Source organism: Betaproteobacteria bacterium (assembly GCA_016720925.1).
Classification (GTDB): Bacteria; Pseudomonadota; Gammaproteobacteria; order Burkholderiales; family Usitatibacteraceae; genus UKL13-2.
This window is the reverse complement of the sequence record JADKJR010000003.1, coordinates 211,999-233,122: the sequence shown is the minus strand read 5'-3', so window position 1 is coordinate 233,122 and position 21,124 is coordinate 211,999. Positions and strand designations below refer to the sequence as shown.

The window sequence follows — 21,124 nt, the reverse complement described above, 5'->3', positions numbered from 1 at the left end:
GGCTCGCGCCGGAAGCCATCGGTCAATTCAAGCGCGCGCAACGTCCGTATGTCGGCTTCTCAGGAAGCTTGTCGCCGGTCTTCGCGGCGCGCTCCTGCATGGTCTTGTGGTGCTCGTCCATGTAGGCCATGCACGACTTCTTGTCCGTCATGCCGTGCATCTTTTCCCGATGCGCTTTCATTTCGTCAGCCGACATCAGCTTGCAGCCAGGTGGCGCGTCCTTTTCCTGGCACATGGGCCCTGGCCCACCACCACGCATTTGTCCGGGGCCGGGGCCAGGACCGCCTTGTGCAATTGCCTGCAGGGCGGCCAGGGAAAGCGTGGCGACGATCAATCGATATTTCATGGTCTGCTCCAATCAGTTGAAAAGCCCGATTAGTTTGCCAATGCCGCCAGCGAGCGTATTGACGGCAATCAAAGCCCGCGAGGATTCCCGGGATGCGTACAAGCGGCGATCCAGTCCGGGCAAGCTGGCGCCACCGAAGCCGGCACAAACCGTCACAAAGCGCGATTCATGACACGGGATAATGGCGAATTCCCGCCATCCATGCGGCCCGATCTTTCGACTTCTCAAAAGGATTGCTCAAGATGAAAAACAATCACGTCCTCCGCGCCATTTCCGCGGCCATTCTATTGACTCTGGCAAGCGGTGCCATCGCCGCTGGCATGACCAAACCCACGACGCAGAACCGCGCGGAGATACCCGCCCAGTATCGCTGGGACTTCACGCCGATATACGCGAACTGGGAAGCGTGGGACGCGGCGATGAAGGAACTGGACGGCAAGATCGATTCATTTGTCACGCTGAAAGGTTCGCTCAAGAAAGGTCCGGCCGCGGTCCTGAAGGCCTATAAGGCGTTCGACGAAATCGGCATGCTTCAGTACAAAGTCTACGGCTTCACGCACCTGCAGCGCGATGTCGATACGCGCAATCAGGACATCTCCGGAAAATCGCAGCGCGTCACCACCCTGTTCGCGAAACTGGGCACCGCCACCGCGTGGTTCACGCCCGAGTTGTTGAAAGTGCCGCAGGCAACAATGGAAAAGTGGATCGCGCAAACGCCGGCGCTCAAGCCGTACAAATTCACGATCGTCGATATCTATCGCCAGCAAAAACATGTGCTCGACGAGAAAGGTGAAAAGCTGCTGTCGTACGCCGCGCGCTTCAACGGTACGCCGACATCGACCTTTCAGGAACTCTCCACCTCCGACATCAAGTTCCCGAAAGTGACGCTGTCGGACGGCAAGGAAATCACCTTGTCGCCCGGCGTGTATCAAAGCGTGCTCGGCACCAACTATAGCCAGGCCGACCGTGCCAAGGCGTTCGATGCGTACCTGAAAACTTATGCGGCCACCACCAATACCTATGCGGCGATTTACAACGGCGTGATGCAGCGCGGCTGGTTCAATGCACAAGCCCGCAATTTCCCCACGACGCTTGATGCCGCACTCGACGGCAATGCCATTCCACCCTCGGTGGTGACGACACTCGTCGATACCGTCCGCAACGGTACCGCCCCACTGCAGCGATACATGAAGCTTCGCAAGAAACTGCTCGGACTCGACAGCTATCATCTCTACGACGGCTCAATTCCCATTTACAAGACCGACAAAGTCTATTCGTTCGAAGAATCGCGTGACCAAGTGCTCGCCTCTGTTGCGCCTCTGGGCACCGACTATGTCTCCAAGTACAAGAAGTTCATGTCGGGAAAGCAAGTCGATGTCTATGAAAATGACGGCAAGCGTAGCGGCGCGTACGTGAGTGGCGTCTATGGCGTCGGTCCTTACATGCTGCTGAACCATAACGACACGCAGGATGCATTGTTCACGCTCGCGCATGAGGGCGGTCATGCGATGCATACGATTCTTGCGTTTGAAACCCAGCCATTCGTAACGGCGGACTACACCATTTTCGTCGCGGAAGTCGCATCGACCACCAATGAGCGATTCCTGCTTGATCGCCTGCTGGAAGCGACGACTGAACCGAAAGAGCGTTTCCTGTTGCTGCAACACGCGGTCGATTCCATCGTCAGAACGTTTTACATGCAAGTGCTGTTTGCCGACTATGAACTGCAGGCGCACAAACTGGTTGAGGCGGGCAAGCCGATAACTGCGGAAGTATTGAACGGCATTTACATGAAGTTACTGAAGGACTATTACGGCGATTCAGTGGCCACGGACGATTTATTCAAATACACCTGGTCGCGGATTCCGCATTTCTACAATTCGCCCTACTACGTGTACCAATATGCCACCTGCTTCGCATCCTCGGCAAAGCTGTTCAAGGACATGACCAGCGGATCACCCGCCTCCCGCGCCGCGGCCACGGAGCGCTACCTCACGTTGCTGAAGAGCGGTGGCAACGATCATCCGATGAAGCAGTTGCAGAAAGCCGGCGTGGACCTGTCCAAGCGTGAGACCGTGCAGGCGATGGTTGACCAAATGGAAGAGTTGGTCGCCAAGATGGAAGTCGAGGCCGCGAAGATTCGTTGAATTCGCTCTTCACCCTGGCAAAGTCCAGCGTGGATGCGCCTTTCAGGCCAAAAATGCCCTGAAAGGCGCATCCACGCTGGACTTTTGCTATATTGCGCCACGCTTGTTGCGCAATCCCAAGCCGGGCGTAGGTCATGCTAGAAACTTGATTAAGTTTCCGCTGTAAATGTCTGGTGGGCCGCAAAATAGCGCCATTGCATGACCTAAATCATGGCTTGTTGAAATAGTTGAATGGATCGTTGACACCACTATATGTGGTGGATATTGTGTGCCTTCAACACAACACATGGACCACACATGTTCGATACAGAGGAGAAGCTTGATTCGGCCGCAGTCATTCTGCAGCGGGTCAAGAAACGCAATGGCGCCTCACTGCCATTTGATTCGCGCAAGATCACACAAGCAATCGTTAAAGCCGGACAGGCGACCGGCGAATTCGGCCCGGAGAAAGCCGGAGACATTACCGCCCAGGTCACGCGTGCACTCAGCCAGCGCTATGCGAGTGGCACCGCCAGCGTCGAGAACATCCAGGATATCGTCGAGCGCCAGTTGGTGGAAGAGGGGTACTTCACCACCGCACGTGCGTACATCGTCTATCGCGAACAGCATCGCAAACTCAGAAACGACCGCGAATGCGTGGTCGATGTCGGCACCTCGGTCAATGAATACCTGCAGCAACTCGACTGGCGGGTCAACGCCAACGCCAACCAGGGCTACTCGCTCGGCGGATTGATCCTCAACGTTTCAGGCAAGGTCATCGCCAACTACTGGCTGACGCACGTCTATCCGCCGGAAGTCGGCGAAGCGCATCGCGTGGCCGATGTGCACATCCACGATCTCGACATGCTCGCGGGTTATTGCGCCGGCTGGTCGCTACGCACCTTTCTGAATGAGGGTCTCAACGGTGTACCCGGAAAAACCGAAGCCAAGCCGCCCAAGCACCTGACCAGCGCGGTCGGCCAGATCGTGAATTTCCTAGGCACGCTGCAAAACGAATGGGCCGGCGCGCAGGCATTCAGTTCGTTCGATACTTACATGGCGCCTTTTCTGCGCAAGGACAAACTGACCTATCGCGAAGTCAAGCAATCGATCCAGGAACTCATCTACAACCTCAACGTGCCTTCGCGCTGGGGCACGCAGACACCGTTCACCAACCTGACCTTCGACTGGACCTGCCCAGAGGACCTGCGCGAGCAGATTCCCTACATCGCCGGCGAAGAAATGCCCTTCAGCTATGGCGAGCTGCAGGTGGAAATGGACATGATCAACCGCGCTTACATCGAAGTGATGATGGAAGGCGACGCGAAAGGCCGCGTCTTCACGTTCCCCATTCCCACCTACAACATCACACCGGATTTCGATTGGGATCACCCGAACACCGAGCTGCTGTTTGAAATGACCGCGAAATACGGCCTGCCGTATTTCCAGAACTTCCTCAATTCGGAAATGAAGCCGAACATGATCCGCTCGATGTGCTGCCGCCTGCAGCTCGACTTGCGGGAATTGCTGAAGCGCGGAAACGGCCTGTTCGGCTCGGCCGAGCAAACCGGTTCACTGGGCGTGGTGACGCTGAATTGCGCGCGCCTGGGCTACCTGTATGAAGGCAATGAAACCGCGTTGTTCGAGCGCATTGATCAATTGATGGAATTGTCCAAGACCAGTCTCGAAATCAAACGCAAGGTCATCCAGGGACATATCGACGCGGGCCTCTTTCCCTATACGCGGCGCTACCTCGGCACGCTCAGAAATCATTTCGCGACCATTGGCGTCAACGGCATCAACGAAATGATCCGCAACTTCACCGGCGACGCCGAAGACATCACCACGACCTGGGGACATCAGTTCGCGCTGCGGTTTCTCGATCACATCCGCGCACGGATCGTCGTATTCCAGGAAGAAACCGGTCACCTCTACAACCTCGAAGCGACCCCGGCAGAAGGCACCACCTACCGTTTCGCCAAGGAAGACCGCAAACGCTATCCCGATATCCTGCAGGCCGGTACCGCCGAAATGCCCTACTACACCAATTCATCGCAATTGCCGGTGGGCTTCACCGATGATCCGTTCGAGGCACTGGAGCGGCAGGATCCGCTGCAACGCAAATACACCGGCGGCACCGTGCTGCATCTTTATCTCGGCGAACGCGTGTCCACCTCGACCGCCTGCCGCGAACTGGTGAAACGCGCCTTCACGCGTTTTCATCTGCCGTACATCACCGTGACGCCCGCTTTTTCCATCTGCCCCAATCACGGCTATCTCGCCGGCGAACATGCGTTCTGCCCGAAGTGCGACGAAGCCATTCTCGCGCGCAAACGCGCCGCCACAACCGAAGTTCAGCCCCAGCCCGAAGGAGAACTCGCATGACTGCAAGACCCCAATGTTCAATCGCCAACGTCCATCCCCTGCTCTCCAATGACGAACGCCAGCCCTGCGAAATCTGGACGCGGGTGATGGGCTACCACCGGCCGGTCTCGTCATTCAACGTCGGCAAGAAGGGCGAGTTCTACGAGCGGCAGTATTTCGTCGCTGAAAAATCCGCGTGTGCCTGAAATACCGGACACACTCCGCGTCGCCGGCCTGACCCGCCTGTCCACCACCGACTTCCCCGGTCGACTGGCGGCGGTGGTGTTTGTGCAGGGCTGCGCATGGCGCTGCCGCTATTGCCACAACCCGGAAATTCAATCGCGCCTTGAGGCGCCCGCGATATCGTGGCACGGCGTACTCGATTTCCTCGATCATCGCAAAGGGCTGCTCGACGGCGTGGTGTTCTGCGGGGGCGAGCCCACCGTTGACCGCCACCTCGGCGCCGCCATTGAAGATGTTCGTCAACGCGGCTTCAAGGTCGGCTTGCACACCGCCGGCATTTATCCGGATCGCCTGCGCAAATTGCTGCCGAAGATCGATTGGGTTGGCTTTGACGTCAAGGCGCCGTTTGACGACTATGTGCATACCACCGGCGTTCCCGGCAGCGGCGAACGCGCCAGGGAAAGTCTCGATTACTTGCTCGCGTCGGGCGTTGCCCATGAGGTTCGCACGACGCGTCATCCGTCGCTGCTTTCATCCGGCAATCTGAAATTGATGGCGACCTCGTTGCGGCAACGTGGAGTGGAAAAATTTGCGCTGCAGGAATTCCGGCCCAACGGTTGCGCCGACGAGCGGCTGGATGCATGTCCGCCGCCGCTCGCAGACGATGATGTCAGTCACTTGAAGCAACTATTCCCGACCTTCATTTTGCGTCGCGCGAACTGACTCCTTTTGACTAGTGCTCGGTCGGGCGCGGGCGAACCTCATCGATTGGCGGCCATTTTTCACGATGATGTGATCTGGATCATGCCCGCGCAGGCTGGCGACATTCAATTGACCGCAGGTCATCACCATAATGGTGTCGAGATGATTTTTCGGAAGTTGACATGACAATCGTGGAAGAAGGCTTATCGGCCGCGGAAACGGCTACTCACGCATCGATACCCGCGGTCACCCGCTGCGGTACCGACGCCCGCAAGGAGCGCACGGAACGAATGAAGCTGGTCTGCCCGGCGGGCTCACTGCCGGCGCTGACAGCGGCGGTTGACAACGGCGCGGACGATGTATACATGGGCATTCGCGATGAGACCAATGCGCGCAATTTTGCCGGCCTGAATTTCGACGAGAAATCGATGCGCGAGGGCATTCGCTACGCGCATGCGCATGGCGTGCGGGTGCTGATGGCGCTCAACACATATCCGCAGCCGAGCACGTCGCAAAAATGGCAGCGCGCGGTCGACCTCGCGGTCGATTTCGGCGTGGATGCCATCATCGTCGCCGACATGGGATTGATGAATTATGCAGCGAACAAGTATCCGCAACTGCGTTTGCATTTGTCGGTGCAGGGATCAGCCACCAATTACGAAGCGATCAATTTCGTGCACGAACGATTTGGCATCACCCGCGCAGTGCTGCCGCGGGTACTGTCGATCCAGCAAATCGCGCAGGTGATTGTCCACACGCCGGTGGAGATCGAGGCGTTTGGTTTCGGTAGCCTGTCCATCATGGTCGAAGGGCGCTGCGCGCTATCGTCCTATGCCACCGGCGAATCGCCGAACACCCATGGCGGTTGCTCGCCGGCGAAAGCGGTTCGCTGGGAGAAGAAACCAGATGCCCCCGGTGTGCTGGATTCCCATCTGGGCGCGGTGCTGATTGATCGCTTCAGCGCCAATGAGCGTCCCGGTTATCCCACGCTTTGCCGTGGCCGCTTCAAGGTGAACGATGACGTCTATTACGCGTTTGAAGAACCAACGAGTTTGAATACGCTTGAGTTGTTGCCGAAGCTCGCGGAAATGGGCGTGAAGGCGATCAAGATCGAAGGGCGCCAGCGCAGCCCTTCTTATGTAGCGCTGGTGACTCGCGTTTGGCGCGACGCGATCAATGCGTGTGCCGCTCGGCCCGACGCCTATGCGGTGCGGCCCGACTGGCAAATCGCCCTCTCGCGCGTCGCCGAGGGCAATCAATGCACATTGGGTGCATATCACCGGACATGGAAATGATGGCAACCGCAATCCGTCCCCTGCGTATTTCGCTTGGTCCGCTCCTCTACTATTGGCCGCGCGACAAGGTGCTCGCGTTCTACAACCGGGTGGCAACCTGGCCGGTCGACAGCGTCTATCTCGGTGAAACCGTATGCAGCAAGCGCTACGAATTGCGCATGGACGACTGGCTGCAAATCGCCAAGCAATTGACCGACGCCGGCAAGGAAGTCGTGCTGTCGACGTGCGAGCTGATTGAATCGGAATCGGACCTGCGCACGCTTCGCAAAATTTGCGGCAACGGCGAATTCCTGGTTGAAGCCAATGATCTCGGCGCCGTGCATTTGCTGGCCGGCAAGGTTCCGTTTGTCGCCGGGCCATACCTCAATATTTATAGCCGCATGTCGCTGGAATTTTTTCGCGGGCTCGGCGCGTCCCGCTGGGTGATGCCGCTCGAACTGGGTCACGCGGGGCTGCAGGAAATTCTGCGCGAAGGTCAACTCAACATGGACACGGAAGTGTTTTCCTATGGCCGCCTGCCGCTGGCGGTATCAGCGCGCTGCTTTACCGCGCGCTACAACAATCTGTCCAAGGATGACTGCGGGTTTCGTTGTCTTGAACACCCGGACGGGCTCACTGTGTCCACGCAGGATGACGAAGCGTTTCTGGTGATGAATGGCTTGCAGACGCAGTCGGCGCGGGTCTACAACCTGATCGATCAAGTGCCAAGCATGATCGCGATGGGGGTGAGTCACGTGCGCATCAGTCCACAGTCGATGCAGACGGGTGACGTCGTCGCGCAATTCAAATCGATCGCACAGGGCGCGGCGTATGATCCCGCTGCGCCGGCACCGTGGGCGCCGGAAGTCTCGTGCAACGGCTACTGGCATGGACGACCAGGGCTGGAGCAGGTGGGCACATCCCGAAACAAACGAGTTGAAATAAAGGCTGCCTCATGATGAATCAAAGTGCGTCATTGCCACCAACGGCGTTGCCCCCATTCACGCGACCCTTGAGCCGCCTGGCCCGCCGATTGCCGCATCCCGGCTCAGCCATGTTCGCGGCCGGCCTGAACATGGTGCTGCGTCGCGATTTGCCGGCTGATGTTTATCTGCAGTTGATCGGACGGCACGTCGAGATTGCGGTATCGGACTGGGGCGTGCGTTTCCGGTTCGGTGTCACGCCCGATCGCTTTGCGCCGTTGCCACAGCAGGCGGCCATCGACCTCAGCATTACGGCAACCGCACGCGATTTCGCGTTGCTCGCCTCCGGCGATGAAGACGCGGACACGCTTTATTTCGACCGGCGCGTCGTCGTCGAAGGCGACACCGAACTCGCGTTGCTCATCAAGAACACGCTGGACGCGTTGCCGGCGGTGAAGACGCGCAAGCTGATTCGTTTCCTGCACCGCGGCATGGATCGCGCAAGGTCGTTTCGCGCGCGACGCGGCCTCAATGGCCGGTCGGGAAGCGCGTAAATCCCCTGCTTTTCTTCGCCCGCCACGTTCGCCGTGGACCCTTGATGACACGCTGACCATAAGCATGGGGATGCGCCCGCTTGCCTGACGCCGCGTGTTTCCTTGCGTTTGTTGTCGTTCTTTCGTAATTCCCCCTACGAAAAGGCCAACAAACCCCTAAATCCCGTTACTCCGTTGATCCATGTCAAAACCGCGCGTGCCGCGACCATTGATGATGGACGTTGATAGTGGGCAGATTGAGGGCGGTGCCGCTCTTTTGGCATCGACTCGGACTTTCCTGTCCCGCATGGGCAATTGATCAATTATTGGAATCAGCGTTTCGATGCCCGTTACGACGGCTACGTACTCGGGAATCAGTTCGCTGCATTCTTTGTTCAGGGGTTTTCCGGGTGATCTGTCTTTCAATCCAGGCTTTTCACCATGTTTCGATTCGCGCGATTTCGCGCAAGGATGGTTCAAGTGCCTAATAAAGCAATCAAGATCCTCGACATCGAGCCAACACCGCAACTGGCGGCATGTTCCCAGTGTGAACTGGGCAAGCTCTGCTTTCCGCACGCGTTACCGGCGGCATTTCGAACGCTTTTTCCATTGGTTCGTGAAAAGCGCACCCAACTCGCGCGCGGCGAATTCCTGTATCGCGCCGGCGATCCGCAGGCCGGCATCTATTCGGTCAAGGCCGGGTTCCTCAAGACGAGCATGCCGTTGCCGGATGGACAAAGCAAGATCGTCGGATTTCACGCGATGGGCGACGTACTGGGATTTGATGGCCTGGGCAAGGGTGCGCATACCACCGATGCCATCGCGTTGAATGGCTGCGAAGTCTGCGTGATTCCAATCGAAAAGTTCGACAAGTTGCTTGAGCACCCGGCCGAATCCACGCACGTGCGGCAATTACTCTCGCGCGAAATTTCACGCGTCGAAACACACGCCGCCGCCGTCGGCACGCTATCCGCCAAGCAGCTGGTGGCCATATTTCTGCTGGATATTTCCGGGCGCTGGGAAGAGCGTGGTTATTCAAAGAACGAATTTGTGCTCTTCATGAGCCGCAAGGAAATTGGCAATTATCTCGGCCTCACGTTTGAAACCGTCAGCCGCACCCTTTCGTATTTCCAGGCAAAAAAGTGGATCACCGTGCACGGTAAAAGCGTGCTGATCCGCGACATTCCCGCGCTGGAATCGCAGCTCGGGCACGCGACCTGATCCGCAGCGCGCCACGCAAACACTAGCACTGGCGAGGCTTCCCGGACAAAATGCCGCCAGGAAGCCCGTGTATGCTAGTGTATTGTCTTCTGCCGAGCCTCGCATGAGACGTCATTCCCGCCTGATGCAGGAATGACGGTGCTTTGCGGTCATGACGTTCCGCCAAACGGAACTCGCGCAGTCTGGCCATCAGTGCGTGTACTTCCATGGCGCAACTCGTTCGCTCGCTCGGCGACGGCGGAATCCTTGCTATGATTTCTGAATGAGCCAGTCTCCTGCCGACGTGAATAGCGACATCGCCATCTTCAACCCTCGTCCATCGATTCAGGAAGTGCGGCTCACCGCCGACCACTCCTGCCTGATCGTCGATGATGCGCTGGTGAATCCGGAGGCGCTGGTTCAGTTTGCTTGCGCCCATCGCGATGAATTCGGAACGTCGCAATATGCCTACCCCGGCATTGAACTCCCCATGCCCGCCGATTTCACCGACCGGCTGGAAGCGTTTTTTTCGCGATACATTCGCCGGCCGCTCAATGGCCGCCGTACGCTGCAACGGTACTGCCGGCTGTCGATGGTGACGCTGACGCCGGACCAGCTTCAACCCGTTCAGTCGATTTGCCACCGCGACAATCAGCGCGTCGAACCCGGCCAATGCATCGCCGCGTCGGTACTCTATCTTTTCCATGACAGTTCGCTGGGCGGCACCAGCTTTTACATGCCCAGGAAATCCGCTGAAGAAACCGAACGGCTTGTTCACGATGCCAAGACCCTCGACCGCGCGTCTTTCGCCAGGAAGTATTCGATCGAGCCGGGCTATTTTTGCGCGTCGAACGACTACTTCGAATTGGCCGGCACCGTGCCCGCCCAATGGAACCGGATGATTTTCTACGATGGCAGTATTTTTCACAGCGGCGACATCCGCGCGCCGGAAAAATTGAACGACGATCCGCGCGCCGGGCGACTGACACTTAACGGCTTTTTTACCTGTAGCCGAAAGGCCACCTGACGCAGGAACCGGCCTTCCAGAGCCCTCAAGGCAGCACCCGCCCCGACCGCGCCTTTGCCGCGGAAACGTCGGTAGCATTGATCGTGCCCGAGGTATCGAGGTCGAATTTGAATTGTCCGTATTCGCGGATTGCAGTGATCGCGCCTTGACACTCGCAATGTCACTGGCATAGACAACGCCCGTGCTGTACACATCTCCCGCCAGGAAACCGATCGTTGCTGTGGCATTGACGCCTGCACCATTGACGTTCGTCAGTGATACCGTTACACGCCGCTTATCTGGCACGCCTGGAAGCGTAGCCACTATTTCGCTGCCGCCAGGAATCGCGAGCACGCTGGCGATGGTGCCGGAAGCGGTATCGACGGCGCTCACGGTGCCTGTCGAGCAGCAATGTTGGACCGGTGTCGATCCAGTTCCAGGATGCGCGACCAATGCAGTCATGACGTTGCCCGCCGCGAAACATTTGACGATCTACCGTCACCGGTTTTGAAACCTCCCCGCAATTTTCCGTCAGGGAAAGTTCCGCATCAGGCAGTCTTAAATATCGTGTCTGACTGTCTGCTTTGGAGAAAACTTAAGGACCGATTTTGGTTGAAGGCCCAGACTGTCAATTGCAAGCCCGCTATCAACCCACAACAGTCCCCGGCCTTCCCGTATTGGCAGATTTTCATTCGCCCTTTTGTTTTCCGCTCATGTCGCCGCAAAACCCACGGCTTCGACCGGGTATAGCTCGGCCCAGGACTTGCTGGCGAGTTGCCAGAGCAGAACCGCGGCAATGAAAGGTAGCCCGTAATAGGCGAAGTCCATCCACTGCACAAGACTTTCTTTGGTGATGATTGGTGCCAGCCAGCCCGACAGCTTATCCAGATAGCTGCGGCTGAGCATCACCAGCAACAGGGGTGCGAAGCGTGTGCCAACGCGGGCCAATTGAGGGGACGATGCCCCCAATACCACGCTCCCGGCGAGCAGGAAAAGTGCCGAGGCGATGAAAACCAGCGTGAAAAAGGTGTTGGCAATCGGCAGCGCGGCACCGAGCCGGTCCTGCGCGAAATGCAGCGGCAGCCAGATCAGGCACATGAGCGCCAGGCCCCGTGCCAATGCCCGGGCGCGATCAGGGCCGAACGCATCGACGAACCCGCCCGCATCGCCAGCGCGCTTGCGCGTAAAGGGCAACACAGCCAGGAACATCAATCCAAAAAAGGCGTCGATCAACATTGTCTTCGGATAGCCCCAGGCTTCAATGGCGATGCCCTGCCAGGTCGCGCTGTAGGAAATTGCCAGGTTCGCCAACGCCATGTATGCCGTGAACTGCGTGGCGGCGACGACCGGGTTGGTGACATCCATGTAAACGGCCGTGGTGGTGCTGTACATCAACCCCTGGAACACCGAGTAGGAAAGCGTGGTGACCCAGAAGGCCAGCAGCAACATCTGCGGCACGTCGGGGCGCGTCGCACCCGTTGCCACCGGCATGATCCAGTCGTAATGCAACAGGAAGCCCATCATCGCCAGTACCGGCACGCTCATCAGGCTGATGTAGACACTAAGCGCCGCGCGGCGATCCACCTTGTCGGAGATGCGGCCACCGACGACGCAGCCCGTTGCCGCGAGGATAGTGCTCCACAGATTCAGCCACGCGACCTGATCGTCGTTCATGCCCAACTCCACGGCAAGATTGCTCTGCAACGCGAGGCCCATGCAGATTGCGCCTGGCGGCAACAAGGCCATGAACAAACCCGCGAATGCGCCACGAGTACCCAGGAAAGAGCGAAAGGCGTCGACCGCGAATTTGCGCATTTCTCGTCCGGCCGCGCGAAGCGCCGAGCCTCCAACGTTAAATTCGGTCTTAATCCGCGCCGCACTGGGTAACTCTTTCATCGGCAGCACGACAAACACCGTCACCAACATAATCGCGGCCGAGACAAAAATGAACGTGGCCTGAAAATCCAAATAAGCGGCGAGGAACAATGAGCCTGCCCCGCCCACCATCTGGCCGATGTTTGCGCCGGCAAACATCATCCCGCTCGCCGTGGCCCGCTCGTTCTCGGCCAAGGTGTTGACTGCCAGCGCATCGATTGCCACGTCCTGTGTCGCGGCAAACGTGTTGTGCACCAGCAGGATGATGGTGAACAGGCCCAATTGCTCGGGCAGCTTCAGCAGCATGGTCGACAACAGCGTGATCACCATCAGGATCTGCATTGCCAGAATCCAGCCACGACGCCGGCCCAGCCGTTCCGATGAAAAAACGTCCACGAATGGACCGAACGCCCACTTGAATGCCCAGGGCAAGTAGAACATCCCGACGAACGCGCCAATCTCGGCCGGCCCCACGCCCTGGCGGCGCAACTGGGTGGCCACCGCCGTGGCGGCAAAGCCCAGCGGGATCCCCTCGGTTATGTAGAGAAGAAAAAACGCAGCCAGGCGGCCACGCGACGAGGCAAACAGATTGGGCAGGCGCATGCGTTTATCCCGGTTGAAGTGGATGAAATCCAACAGTCTCAGTCAATGCACTATACCGAGGGCGTGTCTGGCCAACACCGCTTTTTGTCCCGCTACGACATACCGAGTATTTTTTTCGAATTTCGTTCTTGGCAAACCCCATCAAGACGTGCGCCTTGCATGCCGCTCAGCGTCGTTTCTTTGATTCCATCATCGCCTTCAAGTCCGCGAAGGGATTGAACGTGGACGCGGCTGGTGCGTTGCCGCTGTCCGTGCGTCCGAGCATATCCTTTACCTTCGAATGCTCATGCTCGTGGCAATAGGTGCAGAGGAGTTCCCAATTGCTGCCGTCCGGCGGGTTGTCATCGTGGTTGCTGTTCTTGTGGTGCACTTCCAGTTGCTGGAGATTGCTATGCGAAAACGTGCGTGCACATCCGCCACACACCCAAGGAAACAGCTTGAGTGCCTGGTCTCGATATCCCGCCGCGCGTTTTTCGGCGTTGCGTCGCGCGTCAAGGACTACCTGGTCCAACCGGTCATTCGCTTGTGCCATAAGGGCCTCATCTGCGGGCGCAGGGGCTTGCGCCTGTTTGTGGAACTCTAGCACGGACGCGCGTCCCAGGCTGTTTTGCCGCCGCAAGCCGCTTCAGTGCTTGTGTTTGGCCGTCTTTAGCCCTTTACGGATTTGTACAACGCCAGCGCTTTCTCGCGCTGCACGGCGTGATCAACCACGGGTCCCGGATAGTCCTTGCCGATCGCGATGCCGCGCGCCTGCTGTTCGAGTGGCGGCAAGGACCAGGGCGCATGAATGAACTTGTCGGGCATATCTTTCAACACCGGCAGATATTTGCGAATGAATTTACCCTTCGGATCAAAGCGCTCCGACTGCGTCACCGGATTGAAGATGCGGAAGTAGGGTTGCGCATCGCAACCGGTGGAGGCGGCCCATTGCCAGCCGCCGTTGTTGGCGGAAAGGTCGAAGTCATTGAGGTTGTCCGCAAAGTACTTCTCGCCCCAGCGCCAGTCGATCAGCAAATCCTTGGTGAGGAAACTGGCGACGATCATCCGCAGGCGGTTGTGCATATAGCCGGTGTCGTTCAATTGCCGCATTGCCGCGTCGATAATCGGATAGCCGGTGCGGGCCTCGCACCAGGCAGCAAACAATGCCTCGTCGTTGGGCCAATTGATCGCGTCATATTCGGCCCGGAACGCGGATCGTGCGACATGCGGATGGTGGTACAAAATCTGGAAATAGAAATCGCGCCAGATCAATTCCGATAACCAGGTTTCCGCGCCGATGTTCTTTTTCCGCAGGGTCTCCGCGTAAGCAATCGAGGCGAGCTGGCGAATGGAAATAGTGCCGAAGCGATTGTGCACTGACAAGTACGAAACACCTTTCACGGCGGGAAAGTCGCGCGCTTCCTTGTAGTCGTCGATGCGCTCGACGAAATCTTCCAGCAAGGCGCGCGCACCAGATTCGCCCGTATTGATACCCAGTGCCTTCAGGTTGGTGCCCTCGAAACCGATCGATTCCAGCGTTGGCGGCGGTTCGGATATCTTGGGAGTTACGAAATTGCCGGCGTATTCGAGAATCGGGTAAGACTTCAGGTAGTCATCGTTGACCCTCTTGAGCCACGCATTCTTGTATGGCGTAAATACGCTGTATGTGCCGCCGGCTTGCGTGAGGACTTCATCCTTTTCGAAGATCACCGTGTCCTTGCAACGCTGAAAGTCGATGCCGCTCTTCGCCAGGGATTCACCCACCCGGACATCGCGCGCAATCGCCTGCGGCTCATAGTCCGCGTTGGTAAAAACGCAATCGACTTTCAGTTGTTGTGCCAGTTCGGGAATCGCGGTATCGGCAAAGGCATGACGAATGATCAGATCGCCGCCGAGTGCCTGCAGCGAATGTTTCAGCTCGGCCACGCTTTCCCAGATGAATTCGACGCGCCGGTCACGCTTTGTCGGCAACGCTTCAAGAATTTCGCGATCGAATACAAATACGCAATAGACCCGTTTCGCCGAGGTCAGCGCTTGGTACAGCCCTGCGTTGTCGACGGCGCGCAAATCGCGGCGAAACCAGAACAGCGCCGAACGGCCGGCAAGAGTTTTCATAGTCAGGGATGGCGCAAGAAGGTAGAATGCGCAAGTGAATGGACAGCATTAATCTTACCAATCATTTCCTCATCGCCATGCCAAGCATGGCCGACCCGTATTTTTCCAAAACCCTGACCCTGATTTGCGAACACTCCGAAAAGGGTGCGATTGGGTTGGTCGTCAACAAGCCCATCGATGTCACGCTGGGCAGCTTGTTCGAGCAGGTCAATATCGAATTGAAGGATGAGGCGCTGCGCCTCGAAAACGTCTATTTTGGCGGCCCGGTGCTGATTGACCGCGGCTTCGTGCTGCACCAACCGTTGGCCGACTGGAGCTCCACGCTGAAGATTGATGACGATACCGGGCTTACGACGTCCAAGGACATACTTGAGGCCATGGCCGTGGGCTCGGGTCCAGGCCGCATTCTGGTGACACTGGGATATGCTGGCTGGGCGCCGGGACAACTTGAAGATGAAATCAAACGTAACGGCTGGCTGACGGTGGCCGCGCAGGCCAGGCTGATTTTCGATCTGCCAGCGGAAGAGCGACTGAACGCGGCGATGGGATTGCTCGGACTGAACTACGGAAACCTGTCGGATGTGGCGGGCCATGCCTGAGGAAATCGTCATGGCGTTCGATTTCGGCGAAAAACGAATCGGCGTTGCGGTCGGCAATACGGTTACCGCGCAAGCGCAGCCGCTGACGACCTTGCATGTTGAATCGAATCAGGATCGACTGGCGGCGGTGGGCAAACTGGTCGCCGAATGGCGGCCGTCGCGTTTCGTCATCGGCGAGGCGACATACGGCAACGAAACCGACGACGCGTCGATTCATCCGATCGCGCACCTTGCGCGCAAGTTCGGCAACCGCCTGAAAGAGAACTTCCGGCTCCCGGTCGAGTATGTGAATGAGTACCTCAGCTCCTCGGCAGCGGAACAGTTGCTGAACGAGCGCGGCATCAAGGGCATTGCGCAAAAAGAGCACATTGACGCTGTCGCCGCGCAAATTATTTTGCAAAACTACCTGGACGAAGCGAGCCGCCATGCAGCTTGATGCTGAACCACTGATCACCGCACTGGCCGAGAAAATCGGCACGCTCCCGTCCGATACCGCGATCATCGGCATCCATACCGGCGGCGCTTGGGCGGCGGAGCGCCTGCACGCCAAACTCGGCACGGTGTTGCCGCTGGGCAAGCTCGCCGTGACTTTGCATCGTGACGATTTCAGCAAGATCGGCTTGCATCCAACCAAGAAATCCACGGAGATGCCGTTCGACATCAATGGACGTCACCTCCTGCTGGTGGACGACGTGCTGAACACGGGCCGCACGCTGCGCGCGGCACTTAACGAAATATTCGATTTCGGCCGCCCGGCGAGCGTCAAGCTGGCAGTGCTGGTGGATCGCGGCCGGCGCGAGCTGCCGTTTGCGGCGGATTACATCGGTGCAACCATGACGCTGGACGCCTCGCAGGAACTGGTGTTGAAGAACGACAACAATCATCTGCGCTTTGATGTGCAGACGAAGGAATGAAATGTCTTACCACCCGCAACTCTCCGCTGACGGCAAGCTCAAGCACCTCCTCACCACCGAGGGGCTTCCCCGCCTCATGATCGAGAATATTCTCGCGACCGCCGACCAGTTCGTCAGCGTCGGCGACCGCGAAGTGAAGAAAGTGCCGCTGTTGCGCGGCAAGTCGGTATTCAACCTGTTCTTCGAAAATTCCACGCGTACCCGCACCACGTTCGAGATCGCCGCCAAGCGTCTCTCCGCCGACGTGATCAATCTCAATATCAATGCCTCCTCGACCAGCAAGGGAGAATCGCTGCTTGATACCATCGATAATCTCGCGGCGATGAATGCGGACATGTTCGTCGTACGTCACGCCGAATCGGGCGCCGCGCACCTGATCGCACAGCATGTGAAATCCGGCATCGCCGTGATTAACGCCGGTGACGGCCGCCATGCGCACCCGACGCAGGGTCTGCTGGACATGTACACGATTCGCCACTACAAGAAGTCATTCCACAATCTCAGCATCGCGATCGTTGGCGATGTGCTGCATTCACGCGTCGCGCGCTCGGACATTCACGCGCTGACGACGCTGGGCTGCCCGGACGTGCGCGTGATCGGGCCGAAAACACTCATTCCCACCGAGGTCGAGCGCATGGGGGTTTCGGTGTATCACGACATGCGACGCGGACTGGAAGGCTGCGATGTGGTGATCATGCTCAGGGTGCAGAACGAGCGCATGAACGGCGCGCTGCTGCCCTCCGCCAATGAATTTTTCAAAAGCTATGGATTGACCTCCGAAAAACTGGCACGCGCCAAGCCGGGCGCCATCGTCATGCATCCGGGGCCGATGAATCGCGGCGTGGAAATCGATTCGCCAATTGCGGACGGGCGCCAGAGCGTGATTCTCCCGCAGGTGACATTTGGCATCGCGGTGCGGATGGCAGTGATGGCGACGGTGACGGGGGCGTGAAAGACAGCATGAAAATCGAAATCAACAACGGACGACTGGTCGACGCGGCACACCAACTCGACCAGGTGCAGTCTCTTTTCCTTGACGACGGCAAGATTGTCTCCATCGATCGCGCACCCGACGGCTGGAAAGCCGAGAAGGTAGTCGATGCCAGCGCAAAGATTGTTTGCCCCGGCGTGATCGATCTCTGCGCGCGACTTCGGGAGCCAGGCCTTGAACACAAAGCCACATTGGAAAGCGAAATGCTGGCGGCCGTGGCGGGGGGCATTACCTCACTGGTGTGTCCGCCGGATACCGACCCGGTACTCGATGAGCCCGGGCTGGTCGAAATGCTCAAGCGCCGCGCCGCTGCGCTCAATCAGGCGCGTGTTTATCCATTGGGCGCGCTGACGACCGGCCTGCGCGGCGTGCAGTTGACCGAAATGGTTGAATTAACCGAGGCCGGCTGCGTGGGATTCACCAATGGCGACGAGCCGATCATTGACACGGTGGTGTTGTATCGCGCCATGCAATATGCCGCCACGTACGGCTACCCCGTATGGCTGCGGCCCGAAGATGCGCATCTCGCGCGCGGAGGCATTGCGCACGATGGTGAAGTCGCGTCGCGCCTCGGCCTCGCCGGCATTCCGGTGAGCGCGGAAACGGTGGCGATCTCCACGATCGTCACGTTGATGCGCGACACTGGCGCGCGGGTTCACTTGGCGCGACTGTCCAGCCGGTTGGGCGTGGAGTTGGTGCGCGCAGCCAAGGCGGAAGGCCTGCCGCTGACTTGTGACGTCGGCATCCATCACCTGCTACTCACCGATCGAGACATTGGTTACTTCGATTCTCAATACCGTTTCACGCCGCCGCTTCGCAGCCCCGCGGATCGCGATGCACTTTCGCGCGGTGTCATTGATGGCACCATTGATGCCATTTGTTCCGACCACACACCGATCGACGATGATGCGAAACATGTTCCATTTGGCGAAGCCGAGCCGGGTGCGACCGGGCTGGAGTTGTTGCTACCGCTTACGCTCAAGTGGGCCGAGCAGGCGGGCGTTTCTGTTGCTGCTGCCCTGCAGAAAATCACCGCCAATCCAGCTGCGTTGCTGGGGCTGGAAGCGGGGAAAATTGCGATTGGCGCCCCCGCTGATCTCTGCATCTTTGATCCCGCTGCGTTCTGGGCGCTGACACCACAAACATTGCGCAGCCAGGGCAAGAATTCACCCTGGATGCGACGCGAACTGCAGGTTCGCGTGACACACACGCTGATTGACGGAGTACTGGTTTTCAAGGCGTAGGAAGGCAAGGTCGGGGCGATCCGGCGCCAGTGCGCGGGACGCTATAATTGGCGTCCTTTTCGATGGAAAGCCGGTCATGAATGTTCCTGCGTCGCCACTTTCGGCCAATCCGTTGCTGAATTTTTCCGGCCTGCCGCATTTCGAATCGGTCACGGCTGCGCATGTCCGGCCTGCCGTCGATCAGTTGATTGCTGAATGCCGGGCGGTCCTGGCGACGCTGGCGAATTCTGCGCAAGTGCCTACCTGGGAAAACTTCGTCACGCCACTTGACGACGCGACCGAGCGAATGGCGCGCGCCTGGAACGTCGTGAGTCACTTGAATGCAGTGGTGAATTCCCCCGCGTTGCGTGATGCCTATAACGGCGCCCTGCCTGCGGTGACGCAATTCTGGAGCGCGCTTTCTCAGGACGAACGCCTGTTTGCCAAATACAAGCAGCTACGCGCGGGTGCGGCCTGGGCGAACCTCAGCGACGCACGGAAACAATCGCTGGAGAACGAGTTGCGCGACTTTCGCTTGGGCGGCGCCGACCTGTCGGTTGACAAAAAGGCACGTTTTCAGGCCGTGCAGGAAGAACTGTCGACCTTGATGTCCTCTTTCAACGACAACGTGCTTGATGCCACCAATGCCTATAGCCATTTCGTGGAAGACGAGACCGAGTTGGCCGGCCTGCCGGAAGATGTGAAAAGCGTTGCACGCGAGGCGGCGAAGAAAGACGGCAAGCCAGGCTGGAAGCTCACGCTGCACGCACCTTGTTACCTGCCAGTCATGCAGTACACCGAATTCCGTCCTTTGCGCGAGCGCCTGTATCGCGCGTACTCGACGCGTGCATCGGAGCTGGGAGCGGATTCGAAGTGGGATAACACGCACATCATCAAGCGGATTCTTGCGCTGCGCGCCGAGAAAGCAGCGCTGCTGGGCTACAAGAATTATGCTGACTTGTCGCTTGCCACCAAGATGGCCGATACGCCGCACGACGTCATCGTCTTTCTTGAAGACATGGCCGCCAAATCCAAACCGTTCGCGGAAAATGACTGGGCCGAATTGTGTGCCTTCGCGCGCGCGGAATTGAAGCTCAACGAAGTGGAAGCGTGGGATGTCGCCTGGATTTCAGAAAAGCTGCGTCAGCAGCGTTATGCGTTTTCGGACGATGAGGTGAAGCGGTATTTTCCTGAGCCGCGGGTGCTCGCGGGTTTGTTCCGCGTCATTGAAACCCTCTACGGTCTGGCTGTCACGCCGGCGATCGCGGAAACCTGGCACGCCGATGTGCGTTTTTTTGATTTGCGCGACAGGCAGGGAAATCTGGTGGGGCAGTTCTTCCTGGACTTGTACGCGCGAGAGGCGAAACGCGGCGGCGCGTGGATGGATGACGCCATCAACCGCCGCCGCAAACATGGCGCCCTGCAACTTCCGGTAGCCTACCTCACGTGCAATTTTTCCCCGTCGCTTGAAGGCAGGCCTGCACAATTCACCCACGATGAAGTGATCACGCTGTTTCACGAATTTGGTCACGGCCTGCATCAGTTGTTGACAGAAGTCGAGGAGCTTGGCGTATCGGGGATCAACGGTGTGGAATGGGATGCGGTCGAGTTGCCAAGCCAGTTCATGGAGAACTTCTGTTGGGAATGGGACGTGCTGAAGCACATGACCCAGCACGTCGGCAGCGGAGAACCATTGCCTCGGGAACTGTTCGACAAAATGATCGCCGCGAAGAATTTTCAGGCGGGAATGCAGTTCGTGCGGCAACTTGAATTTGCCTTGTTCGATATGCGACTCCATGCCGGTTTTGACCCTGTGAAGGATGATTTGCTGGCACTGGTAGACGAGGTACGAAGTGCCGTCGCGGTGGTGAAATATCCACCATTCAACCGCTCGCCGCATGCGTTTGCGCATATTTTTGGTGGCGGCTATGCGGCCGGCTATTACAGCTACAAGTGGGCAGAGGTGTTGTCGGCCGATGCGTATGCGGCGTTCGAGGAAACTGGTGTGTTGAATGCCGAAACCGGTGCGCGCTTCCGGCGCGAGGTTCTGGCGCGCGGCGGCAGCCGTCCGGCACTGGATTCATTCGCCGCCTTCCGCGGGCGCAAACCGGACATGGAGCCGCTGTTGCGCCATAATGGAATGAAGCTTGCGGCTTGAATCCTTGCGG

The 21,124-nt window shown here is 58.3% G+C and carries 20 protein-coding genes; 16 read left to right on the top strand and 4 right to left on the bottom strand.

Annotation, left to right across the window (positions count from 1 at the left end; translation table 11 throughout):
• Positions 1-22 precede the first annotated feature (22 nt).
• Entirely contained in the window at positions 23-346 is a 324-nt protein-coding gene (locus IPP88_05190; protein ID MBL0122135.1) for a hypothetical protein, read from the bottom strand.
• A 320-nt stretch (positions 347-666) separates the two neighbouring features.
• Between IPP88_05190 and pepF the strand changes: the two genes are divergently transcribed.
• The 10 genes from pepF to IPP88_05140 all read left to right on the top strand — a co-directional run bounded on the left by pepF (position 667) and on the right by IPP88_05140 (position 11,168).
• Positions 667-2,493 (top strand): oligoendopeptidase F, encoded by a 1,827-nt coding sequence (gene pepF / locus IPP88_05185; protein ID MBL0122134.1) that lies wholly within the window; start codon positions 667-669, stop codon positions 2,491-2,493.
• A gap of 297 nt (positions 2,494-2,790) precedes the next feature.
• The gene (locus tag IPP88_05180; protein ID MBL0122133.1) at positions 2,791-4,857 is read left to right on the top strand and encodes a ribonucleoside triphosphate reductase; all 2,067 of its coding nucleotides are present in this window, start codon (positions 2,791-2,793) and stop codon (positions 4,855-4,857) included.
• Positions 4,854-5,042, top strand: a complete 189-nt coding sequence (locus IPP88_05175) for a hypothetical protein (GenBank protein ID MBL0122132.1) — start codon at positions 4,854-4,856, stop codon at positions 5,040-5,042. The genes IPP88_05180 and IPP88_05175 overlap by 4 nt, the downstream gene beginning before the upstream one ends.
• 1 nt (position 5,043) lies before the next feature.
• Positions 5,044-5,742: an anaerobic ribonucleoside-triphosphate reductase activating protein gene (locus IPP88_05170; protein MBL0122131.1), complete on the top strand. Its 699-nt coding sequence runs from the start codon at positions 5,044-5,046 to the stop codon at positions 5,740-5,742.
• A gap of 269 nt (positions 5,743-6,011) precedes the next feature.
• On the top strand, positions 6,012-7,016 hold the full coding sequence (locus IPP88_05165; GenBank protein MBL0122130.1) for a U32 family peptidase: 1,005 nt from the start codon (positions 6,012-6,014) through the stop codon (positions 7,014-7,016).
• 20 nt (positions 7,017-7,036) lie between these two features.
• On the top strand, positions 7,037-7,954 hold the full coding sequence (locus IPP88_05160; protein ID MBL0122129.1) for a U32 family peptidase: 918 nt from the start codon (positions 7,037-7,039) through the stop codon (positions 7,952-7,954).
• Positions 7,951-8,472: an SCP2 sterol-binding domain-containing protein gene (locus tag IPP88_05155; GenBank protein ID MBL0122128.1), complete on the top strand. Its 522-nt coding sequence runs from the start codon at positions 7,951-7,953 to the stop codon at positions 8,470-8,472. The genes IPP88_05160 and IPP88_05155 overlap by 4 nt, the downstream gene beginning before the upstream one ends.
• Positions 8,473-8,931: 459 nt before the next feature.
• On the top strand, positions 8,932-9,672 hold the full coding sequence (locus tag IPP88_05150; protein MBL0122127.1) for a cyclic nucleotide-binding domain-containing protein: 741 nt from the start codon (positions 8,932-8,934) through the stop codon (positions 9,670-9,672).
• A gap of 262 nt (positions 9,673-9,934) precedes the next feature.
• The gene (locus IPP88_05145; GenBank protein MBL0122126.1) at positions 9,935-10,678 is read left to right on the top strand and encodes a hypothetical protein; all 744 of its coding nucleotides are present in this window, start codon (positions 9,935-9,937) and stop codon (positions 10,676-10,678) included.
• A gap of 181 nt (positions 10,679-10,859) precedes the next feature.
• The gene (locus IPP88_05140; protein ID MBL0122125.1) at positions 10,860-11,168 is read left to right on the top strand and encodes a hypothetical protein; all 309 of its coding nucleotides are present in this window, start codon (positions 10,860-10,862) and stop codon (positions 11,166-11,168) included.
• Positions 11,169-11,368: 200 nt separating this feature from the next.
• Here the strand turns inward: IPP88_05140 and IPP88_05135 are convergent, their stop codons facing one another.
• The 3 genes from IPP88_05135 to IPP88_05125 form a co-directional block, all read right to left on the bottom strand.
• Positions 11,369-13,135: an MFS transporter gene (locus IPP88_05135; protein MBL0122124.1), complete on the bottom strand. Its 1,767-nt coding sequence runs from the start codon at positions 13,133-13,135 to the stop codon at positions 11,369-11,371.
• 166 nt (positions 13,136-13,301) lie between these two features.
• Positions 13,302-13,667: an HNH nuclease family protein gene (locus IPP88_05130; protein MBL0122123.1), complete on the bottom strand. Its 366-nt coding sequence runs from the start codon at positions 13,665-13,667 to the stop codon at positions 13,302-13,304.
• A gap of 116 nt (positions 13,668-13,783) precedes the next feature.
• Positions 13,784-15,229 carry a deoxyribodipyrimidine photo-lyase gene (locus IPP88_05125; protein ID MBL0122122.1) on the bottom strand — a complete coding sequence of 482 codons (1,446 nt, stop codon included), beginning with the start codon at positions 15,227-15,229 and terminating at the stop codon, positions 13,784-13,786.
• Positions 15,230-15,267: 38 nt separating this feature from the next.
• On the opposite strand from IPP88_05125, the gene IPP88_05120 reads away from it, so the two are divergent.
• The 6 genes from IPP88_05120 to IPP88_05095 all read left to right on the top strand — a co-directional run bounded on the left by IPP88_05120 (position 15,268) and on the right by IPP88_05095 (position 21,114).
• On the top strand, positions 15,268-15,828 hold the full coding sequence (locus IPP88_05120; protein MBL0122121.1) for a YqgE/AlgH family protein: 561 nt from the start codon (positions 15,268-15,270) through the stop codon (positions 15,826-15,828).
• A complete protein-coding gene (gene ruvX, locus IPP88_05115; GenBank protein ID MBL0122120.1) occupies positions 15,821-16,264 on the top strand; it encodes a Holliday junction resolvase RuvX in 444 nt (147 codons plus the stop codon). Before IPP88_05120 ends, ruvX begins: the two co-directional genes overlap by 8 nt.
• Positions 16,254-16,742 carry a bifunctional pyr operon transcriptional regulator/uracil phosphoribosyltransferase PyrR gene (pyrR, locus tag IPP88_05110; GenBank protein ID MBL0122119.1) on the top strand — a complete coding sequence of 163 codons (489 nt, stop codon included), beginning with the start codon at positions 16,254-16,256 and terminating at the stop codon, positions 16,740-16,742. Before ruvX ends, pyrR begins: the two co-directional genes overlap by 11 nt.
• A gap of 1 nt (position 16,743) precedes the next feature.
• On the top strand, positions 16,744-17,694 hold the full coding sequence (locus IPP88_05105) for an aspartate carbamoyltransferase catalytic subunit (protein ID MBL0122118.1): 951 nt from the start codon (positions 16,744-16,746) through the stop codon (positions 17,692-17,694).
• A gap of 8 nt (positions 17,695-17,702) precedes the next feature.
• A complete protein-coding gene (locus IPP88_05100) occupies positions 17,703-18,977 on the top strand; it encodes a dihydroorotase (protein ID MBL0122117.1) in 1,275 nt (424 codons plus the stop codon).
• 76 nt (positions 18,978-19,053) lie between these two features.
• Positions 19,054-21,114 (top strand): M3 family metallopeptidase, encoded by a 2,061-nt coding sequence (locus IPP88_05095; protein MBL0122116.1) that lies wholly within the window; start codon positions 19,054-19,056, stop codon positions 21,112-21,114.
• Positions 21,115-21,124: the final 10 nt, after the last annotated feature.

Bases quoted from the DNA above. Each gene is read 5' to 3' on its own strand.
- IPP88_05180 (MBL0122133.1), top strand. From the start codon at position 2,791: ATGTTCGATACAGAGGAGAAGCTTGATTCGGCCGCAGTCATTCTGCAG.
- IPP88_05130 (MBL0122123.1), bottom strand. From the start codon at position 13,667: ATGGCACAAGCGAATGACCGGTTGGACCAGGTAGTCCTTGACGCGCGA.
- pyrR (MBL0122119.1), top strand. From the start codon at position 16,254: ATGCAGCTTGATGCTGAACCACTGATCACCGCACTGGCCGAGAAAATC.
- IPP88_05135 (MBL0122124.1), bottom strand. From the start codon at position 13,135: ATGCGCCTGCCCAATCTGTTTGCCTCGTCGCGTGGCCGCCTGGCTGCG.
- IPP88_05145 (MBL0122126.1), top strand. From the start codon at position 9,935: ATGAGCCAGTCTCCTGCCGACGTGAATAGCGACATCGCCATCTTCAAC.
- IPP88_05175 (MBL0122132.1), top strand. From the start codon at position 4,854: ATGACTGCAAGACCCCAATGTTCAATCGCCAACGTCCATCCCCTGCTC.
- IPP88_05125 (MBL0122122.1), bottom strand. From the start codon at position 15,229: ATGAAAACTCTTGCCGGCCGTTCGGCGCTGTTCTGGTTTCGCCGCGAT.
- pepF (MBL0122134.1), top strand. From the start codon at position 667: ATGACCAAACCCACGACGCAGAACCGCGCGGAGATACCCGCCCAGTAT.
- IPP88_05095 (MBL0122116.1), top strand. From the start codon at position 19,054: ATGAATGTTCCTGCGTCGCCACTTTCGGCCAATCCGTTGCTGAATTTT.
- IPP88_05155 (MBL0122128.1), top strand. From the start codon at position 7,951: ATGATGAATCAAAGTGCGTCATTGCCACCAACGGCGTTGCCCCCATTC.
- ruvX (MBL0122120.1), top strand. From the start codon at position 15,821: ATGCCTGAGGAAATCGTCATGGCGTTCGATTTCGGCGAAAAACGAATC.
- IPP88_05120 (MBL0122121.1), top strand. From the start codon at position 15,268: ATGGACAGCATTAATCTTACCAATCATTTCCTCATCGCCATGCCAAGC.
- IPP88_05190 (MBL0122135.1), bottom strand. From the start codon at position 346: ATGAAATATCGATTGATCGTCGCCACGCTTTCCCTGGCCGCCCTGCAG.
- IPP88_05105 (MBL0122118.1), top strand. From the start codon at position 16,744: ATGTCTTACCACCCGCAACTCTCCGCTGACGGCAAGCTCAAGCACCTC.
- IPP88_05165 (MBL0122130.1), top strand. From the start codon at position 6,012: ATGAAGCTGGTCTGCCCGGCGGGCTCACTGCCGGCGCTGACAGCGGCG.
- IPP88_05100 (MBL0122117.1), top strand. From the start codon at position 17,703: ATGAAAATCGAAATCAACAACGGACGACTGGTCGACGCGGCACACCAA.